This window comes from Arthrobacter sp. NPDC057009 (assembly GCF_042673905.1).
GTDB lineage: Bacteria > Actinomycetota > Actinomycetes > Actinomycetales > Micrococcaceae > Arthrobacter.
In genome coordinates this window covers 19,755-34,828 of the sequence record NZ_JBHUSB010000017.1, presented here as the reverse complement: position 1 = coordinate 34,828, position 15,074 = coordinate 19,755, and the positions used below count along the sequence as shown (strand labels likewise).

12 protein-coding genes are annotated in these 15,074 nt (G+C 63.6%); 3 read left to right on the top strand and 9 right to left on the bottom strand.

Annotation, left to right across the window (positions count from 1 at the left end):
* The first annotated feature begins 12 nt into the window (after positions 1-12).
* Together ACFTR6_RS16670 and ACFTR6_RS16665 are read left to right on the top strand one after the other, a co-directional pair.
* Positions 13-1,437, top strand: coding sequence for an MFS transporter (locus ACFTR6_RS16670; protein WP_076803897.1), 1,425 nt, complete (start codon positions 13-15; stop codon positions 1,435-1,437).
* Positions 1,427-2,146 carry an aspartate/glutamate racemase family protein gene (locus ACFTR6_RS16665; protein ID WP_377958680.1) on the top strand — a complete coding sequence of 240 codons (720 nt, stop codon included), beginning with the start codon at positions 1,427-1,429 and terminating at the stop codon, positions 2,144-2,146. Before ACFTR6_RS16670 ends, ACFTR6_RS16665 begins: the two co-directional genes overlap by 11 nt.
* A 351-nt stretch (positions 2,147-2,497) precedes the next feature.
* Here ACFTR6_RS16665 and ACFTR6_RS16660 read toward each other — a convergent pair whose 3' ends face one another.
* The 9 genes from ACFTR6_RS16660 to ACFTR6_RS16620 all read right to left on the bottom strand — a co-directional run bounded on the left by ACFTR6_RS16660 (position 2,498) and on the right by ACFTR6_RS16620 (position 13,335).
* Positions 2,498-3,604 carry a Gfo/Idh/MocA family oxidoreductase gene (locus ACFTR6_RS16660; protein WP_377958679.1) on the bottom strand — a complete coding sequence of 369 codons (1,107 nt, stop codon included), beginning with the start codon at positions 3,602-3,604 and terminating at the stop codon, positions 2,498-2,500.
* A gap of 108 nt (positions 3,605-3,712) precedes the next feature.
* Positions 3,713-4,804: a nitrilase-related carbon-nitrogen hydrolase gene (locus tag ACFTR6_RS16655; protein ID WP_377958678.1), complete on the bottom strand. Its 1,092-nt coding sequence runs from the start codon at positions 4,802-4,804 to the stop codon at positions 3,713-3,715.
* Positions 4,805-4,981: 177 nt separating this feature from the next.
* Entirely contained in the window at positions 4,982-5,974 is a 993-nt protein-coding gene (locus tag ACFTR6_RS16650) for a LacI family DNA-binding transcriptional regulator (RefSeq protein ID WP_377958677.1), read from the bottom strand.
* A gap of 149 nt (positions 5,975-6,123) precedes the next feature.
* Complete coding sequence (locus ACFTR6_RS16645) at positions 6,124-6,837, bottom strand: gluconate 2-dehydrogenase subunit 3 family protein (protein ID WP_377958676.1); 714 nt, start codon at positions 6,835-6,837, stop codon at positions 6,124-6,126.
* A gap of 36 nt (positions 6,838-6,873) precedes the next feature.
* Positions 6,874-8,526 (bottom strand): GMC family oxidoreductase, encoded by a 1,653-nt coding sequence (locus ACFTR6_RS16640; protein WP_087873456.1) that lies wholly within the window; start codon positions 8,524-8,526, stop codon positions 6,874-6,876.
* A gap of 43 nt (positions 8,527-8,569) precedes the next feature.
* On the bottom strand, positions 8,570-9,520 hold the full coding sequence (locus ACFTR6_RS16635; RefSeq protein WP_087873457.1) for an aldo/keto reductase: 951 nt from the start codon (positions 9,518-9,520) through the stop codon (positions 8,570-8,572).
* Positions 9,521-9,581: 61 nt separating this feature from the next.
* Positions 9,582-10,640 (bottom strand): ABC transporter permease, encoded by a 1,059-nt coding sequence (locus ACFTR6_RS16630; protein ID WP_083706407.1) that lies wholly within the window; start codon positions 10,638-10,640, stop codon positions 9,582-9,584.
* 37 nt (positions 10,641-10,677) lie between these two features.
* Positions 10,678-12,255: a sugar ABC transporter ATP-binding protein gene (locus ACFTR6_RS16625; protein ID WP_377958675.1), complete on the bottom strand. Its 1,578-nt coding sequence runs from the start codon at positions 12,253-12,255 to the stop codon at positions 10,678-10,680.
* A 69-nt stretch (positions 12,256-12,324) separates the two neighbouring features.
* Positions 12,325-13,335: a substrate-binding domain-containing protein gene (locus ACFTR6_RS16620; protein ID WP_236783034.1), complete on the bottom strand. Its 1,011-nt coding sequence runs from the start codon at positions 13,333-13,335 to the stop codon at positions 12,325-12,327.
* Positions 13,336-13,834: 499 nt separating this feature from the next.
* Between ACFTR6_RS16620 and ACFTR6_RS16615 the strand changes: the two genes are divergently transcribed.
* Positions 13,835-14,851 (top strand): LacI family DNA-binding transcriptional regulator, encoded by a 1,017-nt coding sequence (locus ACFTR6_RS16615; protein ID WP_377958674.1) that lies wholly within the window; start codon positions 13,835-13,837, stop codon positions 14,849-14,851.
* The last annotated feature ends 223 nt before the right edge of the window (positions 14,852-15,074 follow it).

The following is a 15,074-nucleotide window of genomic DNA, read 5'->3' as shown; positions in this document are numbered from 1 at the left end:
AAGGAGCAAATCTTGGAAGAACGAATTGCCGAGGCGGGGAACACGAAGACCTCCCTCGCCCAACAAATTGAAGGTGCTTACCACCGGATCGGCGTGACAGGGGCACACCGCCATATCGTGCTCATGATCCTGCTCGGCGTGTTTTTCGACGCGCTCGAGCAGAACGCTGTCGGCATTACCGGCCCGGTACTGCGCGAGTCCTGGGGCCTGGGCGCAGGCGACATCGGCCTGCTGAACACCATGACCTTCACGGCCACGGCTCTGGGACGCATCGCAACGGGACTGATCGTTGACAAGTACGGTCGGCGGAACATGCTGGTCATCAACCTGATCATCTTCGCTGGCGGATCGCTGCTGTGCGCGGTGGCACCGAACTATCCCGTCCTTGCCGCCGGACGGTTCATCGTCGGCTTCGGATTGGGTGGTGAAATCGCCGTCGCCGTGATCATGATGGCGGAATTCTTCGCCGCCAAACATCGTGGCACCGCAGTGGGCCTGATCAACGTCACGGCCGCGGGGCTGGGCAACATGCTCGCCCCCGCCTTCGGCATTCTGGTCTTCACGCTCTTTGACGGCCCGGACAAGTGGCGGTGGGTCTTCGGCCTGCTCTTCATCCCCGCCCTGCTCGTGATGTTCTTCCGCCGCTACGTCCCCGAAACACCCCGCTTCCTCGCCTCCAAAGGCCGGCTGGATGAAGCCAACCTCGTCATCACCCGCCTGGCCAGGGGCAAGCTCTCCGGACACATCGACGACCCGGAAGTCTTCATCACCGGCGTACCCGGCCCGGCCGTTACCGAATCCAAGGGGCACTGGAAAGACGCCCTCCGCGGCCGTCTCCTGAAGCGGACGGTCCTGCTCTGCGTCGCGGTCTGCATGTCCTACGCCGCCCAGATCTCCATGCTGACCCTGATGCCCACCATCCTGGTCTCCCGCGGCTACGCTGTGAACACCAGCCTCTGGTTCACCCTCATCATGCAGTCCGGATCCCTGATCGGCGCAGCAACCGCCGCCTTCCTCGCGAGCCGCCTCCCCCGCAAGAAAGTTCTCACCGGAGCCGCTATCCTCGGCTGCCTGGCAGGACTCGGAATGGCGTTCCTGGCAACCGACATCCTTGTCATCGTCCTCTGCGGAGTACTCTTCAACTTCTCGGTCATCATCCTGAACACCACCATCTGGCTGTTCGCCCCGGAACTCTACCCCACGCGCACCCGCGGCTTCGGCACCTCCATCATCCTGGCCGCAGGCTCCCTCTCAGGCGGACTCTTCCCACTCGTGTCGGGTGTCATCTTCGACGCCGCCGGCCTCACGGGAATGTTCGCCACACTCGCCGGCCTGTTCATCGTTCTCGCCATCGCGGTGCAGTTCCCACCGGAAACATTCGGACAGCCCCTTGAAGAGGACACCAGCGAAGACGAAGGAGCGATCTATGGCCACTGACACCACCCCGAGCCGGAGCCGGGTGCTCTTGATCAACCCCAACAGCAACCGTCGGACCACTGACCTGATGACCGGTATCGCCGAAAAGATCCTGGCCCCGGAAGGATTGGAAGTGGTGGGACTGACGGCCACCGAAGGCCCTGACATGATCATCGATCCTGTGGGCCTGCAGAGCTCAGTCAAGCACGTGCAAACCGCCGTGCATCACTATCTGGATGGGCCGGATGGCTCAGCTGTTGTGGCAGTAATTGTCGCGGCCATAGGCGATCCCGGCCGCGTTGAGCTCGCCCGAAACCTCAACATACCCGTTGTGGGTATAGGGCAAGGGGCTATCCGTGCAGCCGCAGGACCCGGGCGGCGGTTTGGCATGGCCACCAGCACTCCGCTACTCGCCGACTCCCTCGCCTCGCTGGTCGAGGAACACGGACAGACGCAATGGTTCACCGGAGTCAGGCTCACCCCATCCGAACCACTGGTACTGGCCGGAGAACCTGAAAAGCAGTTCCAAGAGCTGCTCGAAGCAGTAAAGCAATCGAGCCGGGACGACGGGGCCCAGGCGGTCATCATCGCCGGCGGCCCGCTCAGCGAAACAGCACAACGGATAGCTGCGACAGGCACAGCTGAGATCATCCAACCCGTACCCAGCGCCTGCTCGCTGGTTCTGAACGCCATCAACAGACAACCGCTGGCCACCCACGGCGGCGAGTAAGGCAACTTCCAGCCGCTGCTGCGAGTCCAGGCCAGGGGCGCACCTCCGCAAGAAGGCGGGGGTGCACCCCCGGCCTTGATTGCATACCGAACGCCTCGAACGTCTGTCACCAGTGACTGTATGGCCTTAGTCGTTGGGGGGCTGAATCCACCGGCACCGCCGGAGATCGAAGGGTAGGAGAAGTACGTGCTGGACCTTCATGACGGCGGCCCCGCATGGGGTCCTGGAAGAAGTGAAGGACGACTAGGCCGGGCTCCCTACTCCGGCCGCCTGCCGATGGAAAAGGGACGCAGGGCCGCTCCCCCGGATGATGGAATCCCCCGTATTGCCGTTCAGCATCCCCGAAGATCATTATCGGCGCGCTCGTTCGATGATTCTGAGAACCTCAACAGCGTCGCTGGGATCGACAGGAGGAGCGCTCCCCGTTTGTACGGCATGCGCCAGCTGCGCATAGAACTGAGGATAGTCGCCCCGGCGTGTCGGCTCATCCCGAAAGGATCCAGGGACGCCTAACTTCCCCCATCTTTCCGGAGGTTCAATGCCGTATTCAAGATCGGTTGGGACCATACCCTCCCCCAGCGCCTTTTCCTGTCCATCAAGTCCCCATTTCGTGTAAGCGGCTTGGGAGCCAAGGACATGGAAGCGGGGACCTAACCGGGCAGCGTGGCCGTTCATCCACAGGCGCGATCCTGTGCCGGAGCGGTGCAGAAGCGAGAGGAAGGCATCCTGGTCTGCGTCGGACTTATTGGCATCGTCATATCGGGCGGTTTCCCCGTAGATTTCTGCGACCGGGCCAAACAATTGGATGGCCTGGTCGATCAGGTGGGCGCCGAGGTCGTGAAGAATCCCTCCGCCCTCGGCCAGCAGTGCTATGTCCCGCCAGTTTCGGAACCCATCCGGCATCCACCACTCGAAGCGGGATTCAAAGGTGCGGACTTTGCCGAGCTTTCCGTCGTGAATCAGCTGCTTGAGGGTAAGGAAATCACCGTCCCATCGGCGGTTCTGGAAGACCGTCAGGCACCGGCCGGCGTCAGTGGCCGCGGCAATAAGCTCTTCACCATCTTCAGAGCACGGGACGAACGGTTTGTCGACGACGACGTGGAGGCCTCGTTCGAGGGCTGCTTTGGCCAGTTGTTTGTGGTTGAGGGGAGGTGTGCCGATGACGACAACATCCAGGGCTAGTTCCCCTTCATCAACCTTGGCAAAGAGCTGCTCAGGGGTGGCAATGATCTGGGCATGCGGATAACTTGCCCGGGCAACTTTGACCCTTCCGGGGTCTGAAGTGACGATGGCTTCCAGAACATAAGAATCGTCTGCCTGAATGAGCGGGGCGTGGAAGACACGGCCGGATATCCCGAAGCCGATAATTGCGGCTCGTAGTGAAGGTCTGTCGCTTCCTCTTGCTGCTTGCGGATGTGATTTGTGGTCTTCGCCGGTTAGCGCTGGCTGGCGGATCATTGAGCATCCTCTTCAGTCGGATGATGAACGCAGTTGAGTAAGTGGAATTGGCCGGGGTCCACGAAACGTGTTCCCCGGCCAATTCCCTACGGCTAGGCCTCGTATAAGTCAGGCCTTGTAGCCAGACGGCGGCGTGAGAACGCCGCGTTCGATGAGCTTTTCGATATTGGCAGCCCGTGTTGAGTCTTCCCGGGCCAGCCAGTCCTCGCTCGGTGGTGCATCGAGGTACTGGTTCTTCGGGTAGATCGGGTTGTCGTAGATGACGCTGTACTGCTCTGTGCGCAGGTCCTTGAACTGGTTGTACAGGCCGTTCGAGACACGGGCCCGACGGAGCGCTTCGATGTCGATTGTGGTGCAGACGAACGAGTCGCCCGAGGTCCAGCCCTGCTGCTTCGTGAGGATCTGGCCCCGTGGACCGACGATCATGGACTGGCCGCCGAACAGGTCCTGCATGCTTCCGTCGTCACGGACTTCGGGCCCCAGGTTCGGGGCGACGACGTACGCTGAGTTGAACATGGCGTGTGCGCGGTTCTGCAGTTCCCACATGCCGTTCTGCACGGCCGGCTCGATCAGGGTGCCCCGGATAATGATCTCGGCGCCGTTCATCGCGAGCCCACGCGCCACCTCGGGGTAGACGCCCTCGTGACAAATGGCATACCCGATGTTGCCGATCTCGGTCTTCGCCACCGGGAAGATGGCGTCCATTGCATTGCCATTGCCCTTCTTCTCAATCCACTCGTCCCACACGTCGTGCGGGTTCATGTTGCCAAGCATGCCGCCCTCGTAGGCATCACTGGTGGCCTTGTAACGCTTGTAGATGATCTCGCCCTGCGGATCGATGATGAAGGCGACATTAAAGTGGCGGTCCGGGAAGTCCTCATCCTTCACCATGTACAGCTCAGCAGCGATGTAGGTGTTGAGTTCCACGGCTTTTTTTGCCAGTTCGTCCGTCTCCGGACCGGGGATCGTCACGGCAAAGTGGCGCTCCCGTTCGCGGTTACCTGGCGTGTTGGCGATCATGCCCTGGATTGCCATTTCGGGCAGGACGACCAGCTTGACCGGAGAGCCCTCCCAGGCCCCGACCATGACTGCCGTGTCGATGAATTCGTTGATGCGCTTGACGTTGGCTACGCCGTCGCCGGGATTCTTCACATTGATTGTCCGCGGCGAAACCGCAACGACGACAAATGGATCGACCATTGTTCTTCTCTCTTTTCTCTTCTTCGAGTACCTGAGTTAGCGCTAACTCACGGTATTAGGGTTTTGCAGGGAATTGCAAGACCTGTGTCGTTGATTTTTCTAAAATGAGGCAGGAGCCCCTGGTCCCACGGCCTTGACTTCAGCCGTGGGTGCGCGTGCAGGCACGCGCGGGTAGTGTCAGCGCCGGCTGCGCGGCGATGCCGTGGTATCCCGCAGGATGAGGAGCGGTTCCAGCAGGGGGATATCCCCCTCCGCCTCCTCTTTGATCATGGCGAGGATGCGGCCCACAGCGATATGGCCGATGGCTTCGAAATCAAGCTTCACGGTCGTTAATGCGGGCCGGAAGAACGGTGCTTCCTTGACGTCGTCGAATCCCACCACGCTGACGTCGCCCGGCACGTTGCGTCCGGCGTCGTCCATGGCTTTGATCACTCCGAGCGCGAAAGGGTCGTTGGCGGCAAAGACCGCAGTGACGTCCTTCCGTGCGGCGAGTTCACGTCCCGCGCGGTATCCCTCCGCGGCGGACCAATCCGCGGTGGCGAGGGGCGTCGGAACGACACGTCCAGCCGCCCCCAGCTCCGCCGCCCAACCCTGGACCCGGGAGGACGTTGCCATCCAGCCCGGCGGGCCTTGAACGTGCCACACTGTTTCGTGCCCGAGGTCCAGCAAATGCCGCACCACCATCCGGGCACCCCGCACTTCGTCAACGGAAACGCTGGTCGGGCTCGGACGCGATCCTTGCTGGAAGGTCACCACCGGGACACCGATGTCGAGGCCTTCGAGCACCGTGATCGCATCCAGCAGGGGCGCGAGCACGATCACGCCATCAACGGTGTCCGAGTTGATGGATTCGAATGCAGCCCGGATATCCCGCCGTTCCAGACTGGCCAGCGTGACTAAACGCGTCGCGTAGCCGTGTTGCCGGGCTTCCTCGGAAATACCGTACAGCGCCACCGTTGGTCCCAGGACCGACAGCTCGAAGCTGACAACACCGATCGTCATGGTCCGGTTGCTGGCGAGAGCCGCGGCCGCCGGGTTCCGCCGGTACCGCAGTTGTGCGATGGCGTGCTCCACGCGTTGACGAATGTCGGGGTCCACGTTGGTCGCTCCCCTGACAACCCGTGACACCGTCTGCTGGGACACCCCGGCCAGCCGGGCAACGTCGGACATCCGGGGAGCCTTTGACCTGGAGGCCAAGCGCTCCCCGCGCCCATTGGAGTTTCGGGCTTCTGAGGGGGCAGGGGTCGTGGACACCACTCCATTATCCCCGGCTACCCCCGACGAGCCCGGGAAGGCGACACCGGTCGGCGCGCCAGCTGTCAGGGGCGCCGGTACCGCAGGACTTCGGGATGCTGGTCGTACGGCCACTCCGCCCCCTCCACCATGTACTTACGGGTCGTGTAGCTGCCGTCCATCGTTGACGCCAGCGACGGAGGTCCGTCGAAGCCGATGACACCCCACCCGACGCGGTTCTCGTTACCCCCGTACACCGGGTCGCCGTAAAACCCCTGGCGGGTGTTGAGCACCAGCAGCGGGAAGAACTCCAGAAAGTCCTCGTTGACCGGTTGGTTGCCTGCCGGCGCGCCTCCAAGGCCGGCCTCGGAGTGCTCCAGCGAGAATGCGTGTGGCTTCGCCGCACCCGATAGTGTCTCGAGCACCGCGTCCTGGTCCTCTGCCGGGAGGTCGAGGAATTCGACGTCGGCACGCTCTTTGGCCAGCCGGTCCAACTCCACGACGCCCTCGCGGTAAAACTCCCGGCGCTGCTTGATGCGCTCCTGCCACGCGGCCTCGTCGCGGCCCTCCATCCGGAGGAACCCGTTGCCGTCAGCAGCCGGGAAGATGAACAGTGTTCCCGCCAGCATCCGGTCGATGAAGCGTACGACCTTGGCCTCACGCGCGCCCGGATGGTGGTCGGTGGGGATGATCCGGGCGGTTGCGGCCTCGATCGTCTTCCACTCGTGATCGGTGAAGAAGACCGGCCCGTCGACGTCCCGTGTTGAGATGGGCACCGTAGCCCATTCCGCCTGTCCCATGTGAGATGTGTCCTTTCGTATCCTGTGAAGTGAGGGTCAGTTTTCGGACCAGCCGTGGCGGTCGACCTGGAGGATGCGGTCGGAGCACCGCCAGGCGTTCGCCATGATCGTCAGGGCCGGGTTGATGCCGGTCGCGGTCGGGAAGAAACTCGCGTCGAAAACGTAGAGGTTGGGTACCTCGTGGGAGCGACACCAGCGGTCGACGACGGACGTTGCCGGATCGTTGCCCATGCGGGCGGTGCCCAGTTCGTGGGAGGTGTTGCCCGTGATCCGTTCCATGTTGACCGGAATGACCTTCTTCGCCCCCGCGGCCTCAAGGATTTCCCCGTTTTTGGCGACCTGCCAGCGTTCCTGGGCAAAGTCGTTGGAGTGGGGAGTATGGGTGATACGGGCCACCGGCAGACCCCAGGCGTCCTTGACGTTCGGGTCAAGATCGACCCGGTTGTCCTCAACCGGCAAATCATGCAGCAGGACCCCGATTTTCATGCTGTGGTTGAAAAACTCGCGGTCTGCGTCCTTCGCCGCCTGGCCCCATGTGGGCCGGCCGGGGAAGCTCCAGTTCACCGGGTGGCCGATCATCGACGGGAAGATCAGCGATCCGAGAATGTGGCCGCGGCTTTCGTCCGTCTCGTAGAAGTCGAACGAACACAGGCTCATGTAGTGGCCCGCCCACCCGAACAGCGGGTCGCTGACCTCACGGTCAAACAGGCCGACCGAGAAGGAGTACTGATGGAAGGTCGCGTTCTTGCCGACCATGCCGCTGCCATTGCCGAGGCCGTCCGGGAAGAGCCCTGACTTGGACATGAGCAGCAGGCGCGGGGTCTCGATGCCGCCGCCGCAGACGATCACGGCTTTCGCGTGCTGGACGAACTCGTCGCCGTCCTCGTCCTGGTAGCGGACACCGGTGGCCCGGCCGTCCTTGCCGACGAGTATCTCGCTGACATAGGAGTCGGGGCGGAGGTCGTAACGGCCGGTGGCAATGGCGTCGGGAATGAAGCTGATCAGCGTGGAGGACTTGCCGTTGCCGGGGTCGGGATACTGCTGCCAGAAGCCGTTTTCGCTGAATGGCTGGCGCCCCCGGTAGGGTTCGGTGACCATGCCCTGCGGCATGGGGAATGTGCCATGGCCGAGCTTGGACATCGCGGTGGCAAAGGTCCGCCCGATCTGGCTCAGCGGTGACGGCTTGGTCGGGTAGCCGCGGCTGCGCCAAGCCTCCCACTTGTTCGCCCCTGCCAGGCCCGATGTGCCGAACTCCCATTCGACCCGTGTGTAGTACGGCTCCAGCTCGTCATAGGAGATTGGCCAGTCGACCAGGCTCGCGCCCGGAACATCACCGTGCAGGCTGCGGAGCTTGAAGTCGCTCTCGGCCATGCGCGGAACCATGCCGCCCCAGTGGGTGGTGCCGCCGCCGACGACCTGCGGCGTGGCTGAGAAGTTGGTGATTTCCGCCTCGACCTTGTCGTTGGGGCGGTAGGTCCGGGGCTTGACCTTCGGATCTTGCCAGATGAAGTTCCGGTTGAGGAACTTTAGCTCGTCGCCTGAAGCGTGCTCCGGCTTCAGCCATGGCCCGCGCTCGAGGCCCACTACCTTCAGGCCAGCCTCGGACAACACCTTTGCCGCGGTTGCCCCGCCCGCGCCGGCGCCGACGATGACGACGTCGACCGGCTCAGGCTGCTTCTTCCTAGTCATTGCTTCGTTTCCTTTCGTGAATTCCTGCTTCGCGCCCTGGTGCTCAGACCGTCGCGGCTTCGATGCCGTTCCGGCCCGCGCTGGCAAGAGGCAGCAGCTGGTCCCAGAGTTCCTGCGGGATGTCATGGTTTAGCAGCCGGAGGGTCTCTTCGACCCGGCTCGGGCGGGACATTCCAACGATGGTGGAGGCCACGCGCTCATCGCGCACCGAGAATTGCAGGGCAGCAGCGGCCAGCGGGACGCCGTGCTGCCCGCACAGCGCTTCCATGCGCAAGACCCGGTCGAGGGTCGCCTGGTCAACGGGTGCGTAGCAGTAACGCGGAACGGCCCGCGGTCCCTTGACGAGCATCCCGCCGCCGAACGGGGCGGCGTTGACGAAGGCGACCCCGCGTCGGGCTGCGTCCTCGAGGAGCGGCTCGGCGGTCTGTTCGACGAGGGTGTAGCGGTTGTGGCTGATGACGGCGTCGAACGCGTCCGTCGCAAGGTACTGCAGTTCCAGATCGATGGGGCCGCCGGCGACGCCCAGGTGCTGGATAACACCCTGGTCCCGGAGGTCGATGAGGGCTTCGAGAGGGCCTCCCTTGGCCACTCCCTCCTCGAACGAGATCTTCTCGGGGTCGTGCAGGTAGACGAGCTGGAGTTTATCGAGGCCAAGGCGCTCAAGGCTTTCCTCGACGGACCGGCGGACGCGGTCACCGGAGAAGTCGGTGCTGCCGGGAAGCGGGTCGACCTTGGTGGCGATGACGTATCCTTCGGGGATGCCGCCGCGCTCGGCGATCGCCCGGCCAATCCGCTCTTCACTGGCACCTCCGCCGTACTCGTTGGAGGTGTCGATAAAGGTGAAGGGTCCGTCGAAGACGCGGTGGATCGTGGCGACGGCGGTGTCCTCATCGACTTCATAGCCGTACTGGGCGGGAAAACTCCCGAGCGCACTCGTGCCGACACAGATATCGGAGACATTCAGGCCGGTGCGGCCTAAGGGGCGAATGGACATGATTCCTGCTTTCTGAAGCTGGATGGATTGGACGGTGGGTAGGCGGTTAAGCGGCCTGGGTTCAAGCAGCTTGGGTGCGCCGGAAATGTTTGGAGAAGAAGGCGGAGATCCTTTGGACGCCGCCTGCGCTGGAGAGAAAGACTGCGAGGATGATCACTGCGCCCTTGATTACCAGCTGCGGTTCGGAGGAGATCCCGACGAGGTTCATGATGTTGATGATGGTCGTCAGGATGAACACGCCGATCACTGCGTTCAGGGGGTCGCCCTTGCCGCCCATGAGGGAGGCGCCGCCCACGACGACGGCAGCGATGGCGTCGAGTTCGTAACCTACGCCAATGAGCGAGCTTCCCTGCCGTAGCTGGGCCGCGGCGACGAGGCCTGCCAGGCCGGCGAGCACGCCGGAGATGGTGTAGGTGACGATCAGGTTCCGCGCGACCGGCAGGCCCGAAAGCCGGGAGGCTTCAGGGTTGCCGCCGATCGCGTAGAGGGAGCGGCCGAACGTGGTGTACTTGGCCACGAGAGCCGCGATCACGGCAACGATGATGAAGATCAGGACGGGGTTGCGGATGCCGAGGAAGCTGCCGCGGGAGAAGGCCTGGATGAGCTCCTGATCGCGGATCTCGATCAGGCTTGTGGACTGGATGATGTAGCTGAAGCCCTTGACGGCGCTCATCATGGCGAGCGTTGCGATGAACGGGGGGATGTTCAACCAAACAACGAGGATGCCGTTGATCAGTCCGGCGACAGCGCAGCAGGCAAGCACGAACACCACTGACGCGCCGGCAGGCATGCCGGCCTGCAAGGTCAGTGCCGTAAGGACCGTGGACATCGCCAGGATTGACCCTACGGAGAGGTCGATGCCGCCCGTCAGGATGACGAAGTATTGACCGATCGCCAGCACGACGACGATTGACGCGGCCGTGATCACGTTTTCAGCGTTCCGGAACGTCAGGAAGTCGTCGGAGACGTAATAGCCCACCGCGATGATCGCGAGGAGCACAAGGATCAGGTAGCTCTTTGGCAGGGCGCGGAGGGCGCTGCCCCGCAGGCGGGAGCCGACGCCGGCGGATGGGGAGGGGACGCCACTCTTGGGAGGCAGGGGCGACAGGGTCCGGGACATGGTTGTTCTCCTGAATAGAAACTGGTCGAGGGGGCGGTCAGGCGAAGCGCTCAAGGATGGCGTTGCCGGAGGAGTCGATGTCGTCGTGGTCGAGTTCGGCGACCACTTGGCCGCGCGCCATCACGAGGACGCGGTCGCACATCATCGCCTCCGTGATCTCAGAGCTCGCCACCACGACGGTTCCTCCGGCCTGCGCGAACTCACGGATGAGCTCGTACATGTCTTCCTTGGCCCCGACATCCACACCGCGGGTTGGTTCGTCGCACACGAGGATGCGTGACTGGCGGACAAGCCAGCGGGCCAGGATGGCCTTCTGCTGGGTTCCGCCGCTCAGCGTCTTGAGCGGCTGGTTCACCCCGGACACCTTCATGCCGAGCCGGGTCACCATCTCCCCGGCCGCGCTCCGCTCCCGCTTGGACTGGATCACGCTCAGACGGCTGAATTGCGGCAGGCTGGCCAGCGTAATGTTGCCGGCCACGCCCATGTCCGGGATGAAGCCGGCGGCTTTGCGGTCCTGCGGCAGCAGGCCGATCCCCCGGCGGATCGCGTCGCGGGGGGCACGGAAGTCCACCGCCTTCCCGTCGACGCGGATCTCGCCGGAGGTCCGCCGCCGTGCACCCGCGATGAGGCCAGCCAGTTCTGACTGACCGCTGCCGATGAGCCCCGAGATGCCAAGGACCTCGCCCTCGCGCAATTCGAACGACACCTTGTCCACGTATCCCTGCTCGCAGAGGTCGCGGGCGGAGAGGATGACGCTCTCGCGAGGGCCGGAGCCGAGGCTGGGCGAGCGTTCCCCGCGGAGGGCTGCGTCGGCAATGGACCCTTCGAGGCTCTTCCCGACCATTGCCGTGACGACGTCGGCGGGCCTGGAGTCCGCCGTCTTCAGATCAGCGGCGTTTACACCGTCGCGCAGCACGGTCACGGAGTCGCAGAGCGAGAAGAGCTCGTCCATGCGGTGCGAGATGTAAAGGAGCGTCACACCCTGCTCGGACAGCGAGCGGAGGACGGTGAACAGCCGCTCCACATCGGGCATCGGCAACGTGGACGTGGGCTCGTCCAGCAGCAGGACCCGCGCGTCCTTGTGCAGCGCCTTGGCAAGTTCCACTGCCTGCTGCTCTGCGGTGGAGTAGCTGCCGACGGGGCGACGCACGTCAAGGTCGAAGCCCACCCGGTCCAGGGCGGCCCGTGCCTGCGCCTGCATCCGTTGCCAGTCCACCGCGGCCCCGCCGCGAAGTGGCAGCTGGCCCAGGAAGATGTTTTCGGCTACGGACAGGGAAGGAACGAGCGAGAGTTCCTGATAGATGGTGTGAATACCGGCCTGCTGGGCGTCCATTGGATCCCGGAAACGCTGGAGCTCGCCACCCAGGCGGATGCTCCCGGAGTCCGGGGATTCGGCGCCGGAAAGGATCTTGACGAGCGTGGACTTGCCGGCCCCGTTTTGTCCGGCCAACGCGTGGATCGATCCGCGGCCGACACTGAAGCTGACGCCCTTCAGCGCCTTCACGCCAGGGTAAGACTTGGTGATGCCCTCGAGTTCGAGCTCTGGGGCACTTGAATGGGATTCCCCCGCGGTCCCGGTGGCTGATGTCACCGGGACGTGGTTGTTGGCGGACATAGATGTTCCTTATCTGGGACTTTCGGCGCCGAGCGGGCCGGCTGGAGATTGCTGTCCGGGCCGACAGGCTTAGTCCTTGGCACGGACGTAGGTGTCTCCGGGGACGTAATATTTAGCCGCCTCAGCGGGCGTGACGACGGTCGTATCGATGTACTTCGTCTTGTCCGGGCACTGGGACTGGTCACCCTGGGCAGCGGCAACTGCCATGCGCACGGCTGCGGCTCCCTGGTCCCACGGCTGGTTGGACGCGTCCGCCTGGAGCGGTCCCTTTGGGTTGTCCACCATCTCCTTGATGGCTCCCATGCCGCCGTCATAGCTGGCCATGATGATCCCATCTCCCCACAGGCCGGCCTGCTGCAGGCCCTGGACGATGCCGCCATGCATGACATCGCTCATGCTGTAAATGACCTTGAGGTCGGGATTGGCGGTGGCGACGTCACGGATCGGGGCCAGGGCCTTGTCCGGCTTCCACTCCCCGTACTTGGTGTCAAGCTTCACGGTGGTGACACCGGGATGCTTCTCCATGACGCGGTTCCATCCGGCCATGAAACCGTTGAACCGAAGGTCGCTGAGCACATCTCCGGGGAAGCCGCCGATGCCCACGAGCTTGATCTGTCCCTGCTCGCCGTACTTCTCCAGCGCCCGCTTTGCAGCTACTTCGCCGGCTAGCGAGCCGGTATGCTCCTGGTCCTCGGCGACGTAGCAGAACATGTCCGGTACCAGGGACTTGTCTACGCTTGAGTTGACTGTCACAACGGGTATGCCCGCATCCTTCAGCGCCTGAATTGACGGGCCGACCCCAATCGGATCATTTGGGTTCATAACGACCACGTCCACGCCCTTCGTGATCAGGGTCTGCACGTCGGCGTTTTGCCGCACCGTGTCACCGTTGGCGTCCAGCAATTCCAGGCGCGCCCCGATCTTGCCCGCCTCGGCCTGGCCGCCCTCAACGAGGGTCTTCCACCAGTCACTGCCGCTGATGCCGCGCTGGCTCCAACCGATGACCAGCCCCTCGCCGGAGGCCTTCTCACCTCCGCCGTCAGCGGCAGCACCGCCCTTGCAGCCAGCAAGCGCAAGCATCGCGACCGTCAGGACAGAAGCGCACTGAGCAGCCCTGCCAAGTTTCTTATTTCGACGAATACCAGTTGCAGTTCTCTTCATGAACAACACTCCCTTGTGTTCGTGACACCCCACCCTTGGGGTTACGTGAGCCACGTTACAGTCTGAGTTAGCGCACTATCAAGAGCTTCACGGAAATCTACTGAACTTTTTGAAACCACTGGAGTTTCGGCCAGAAATCGCCGAAAATAAGGGCAGCGGGGACGAGACCTTCGTTCAGAAGCGTTAGTAAGCCTGCTGATTTATCGCTAACTCATCTGCTTGGGCAGGGATGCCCGCGAAGCGGCTCGCGGCAAACTAGGTAGGACAAATGTGCGCGGATCTTGACGAGAACCTTCCCCCGGAGCAACCGGGGCGACTGGAAAGTACAGACTGGATTCCCGCCCGTCGGCTCCGCGCGGACGGCCGGCCGAAAGACGCGGTTGCCGGGCCTTCGAAGACAGCCATTAACCGTGTATCGATGGTGGACGTGGCGGTGTTGGCGGGGGTCTCGACCCAGACCGTGTCCCGGGTGGCCAACGGGAGCCGTGACGTGCGCGCTGCCACCAGGCGGCATGTCATTGCTGCGATGAATGAGCTGGGGTACCGGCCCAACAGTGCGGCGCGGGCGCTGAAGCGGGGCACTTTCCGGACCATCGGGGTGATCACGTTCCCGCTGTCTTCACAGGGGAACATGCGCACCCTGGAGGCTATTGCCCTTCATGCAGCCCGGCAAGACTTCGCTATCACGCTGATCCCGGTCACCGCCCCGACACAGGCCGGCATCCAGGGCGCGTTCTCGCGCCTGGGTGAACTTGCCGTTGACGCGGTGATCGCCATCATGGAGGTCCATCTGCTCGAGGCGGCCGCGGTCACCTTGCCGCCGGGGGTAAAGATTGTCGTCGTCGATGCCGACGCCGGTGACCAGTACAGCGTGGTGGACATAGATCAGGCCGATGGCACCCGCAAGGCCGTCCAACACCTCCTGGACCTCGGCCACGAGACCGTCTGGCACGTCGCCGGCCCCAAGGAGTCCGTCACCAGCGAACGCCGCGCAGCCGCCTGGAGCACCACCCTCAGCGCCGCTGGCCGACCTGTCCCGCCCGTCATCCGCGGCGACTGGTCAGCGGACTCAGGCTACGCTGCCGGGCTGCGGCTCGCCGACGAAACCGGCTGCACAGCAGTGTTCGCCGCCAACGACCACATGGCCCTGGGCCTGCTTCGGGCCTTCCACGAAAAAGGGAAAGCCGTCCCCGAAGACATCAGCGTGGTCGGCTTCGACGACGTCCCCGACGCCTCCTCCTACCCTCCCCCGCTTACCACGGTCCACCAGGACTTCGCCGCCGTCGGCAGGCAATGCGTCGACAACGTCCTCCAGCAGATCCACACCAACACCATCGAACCGCGCGTCACCCTCGACCCCGCCCGACTCGTGATCCGACAAAGCACCGCAGCTCCCCTGACCGCCTCCCGCGCAACCATCCAGCAGCGCTGCTAAGGCGCCAGCGCCCCGAAACGGCCCCAATCAAGAGAGTCCTCGGGCGCAGCATTTTTGCAGCACTTCACACGAACCCCCTCGACATCCTTACTAAGTGTGCTTAGCATTAGGGTTCGTTCAGTATCTATTTCGCGAAGGGGCTGGCCAACCCGCTTTCCAAGGCAGCCAGCTACCTCAAATCCCCGGGTCGTCAGTCGCCCATTCGGGTGGACTCAGAGGTCCT

Coding starts and splice junctions, on each gene's coding strand:
- ACFTR6_RS16630 (WP_083706407.1), bottom strand. CDS start 10,640: ATGTCCCGGACCCTGTCGCCCCTGCCTCCCAAGAGTGGCGTCCCCTCC.
- ACFTR6_RS16665 (WP_377958680.1), top strand. CDS start 1,427: ATGGCCACTGACACCACCCCGAGCCGGAGCCGGGTGCTCTTGATCAAC.
- ACFTR6_RS16615 (WP_377958674.1), top strand. CDS start 13,835: ATGGTGGACGTGGCGGTGTTGGCGGGGGTCTCGACCCAGACCGTGTCC.
- ACFTR6_RS16620 (WP_236783034.1), bottom strand. CDS start 13,335: ATGCTTGCGCTTGCTGGCTGCAAGGGCGGTGCTGCCGCTGACGGCGGA.
- ACFTR6_RS16660 (WP_377958679.1), bottom strand. CDS start 3,604: ATGATCCGCCAGCCAGCGCTAACCGGCGAAGACCACAAATCACATCCG.
- ACFTR6_RS16645 (WP_377958676.1), bottom strand. CDS start 6,837: ATGGGACAGGCGGAATGGGCTACGGTGCCCATCTCAACACGGGACGTC.
- ACFTR6_RS16625 (WP_377958675.1), bottom strand. CDS start 12,255: ATGTCCGCCAACAACCACGTCCCGGTGACATCAGCCACCGGGACCGCG.
- ACFTR6_RS16635 (WP_087873457.1), bottom strand. CDS start 9,520: ATGTCCATTCGCCCCTTAGGCCGCACCGGCCTGAATGTCTCCGATATC.
- ACFTR6_RS16640 (WP_087873456.1), bottom strand. CDS start 8,526: ATGACTAGGAAGAAGCAGCCTGAGCCGGTCGACGTCGTCATCGTCGGC.
- ACFTR6_RS16650 (WP_377958677.1), bottom strand. CDS start 5,974: ATGTCCGACGTTGCCCGGCTGGCCGGGGTGTCCCAGCAGACGGTGTCA.
- ACFTR6_RS16655 (WP_377958678.1), bottom strand. CDS start 4,804: ATGGTCGATCCATTTGTCGTCGTTGCGGTTTCGCCGCGGACAATCAAT.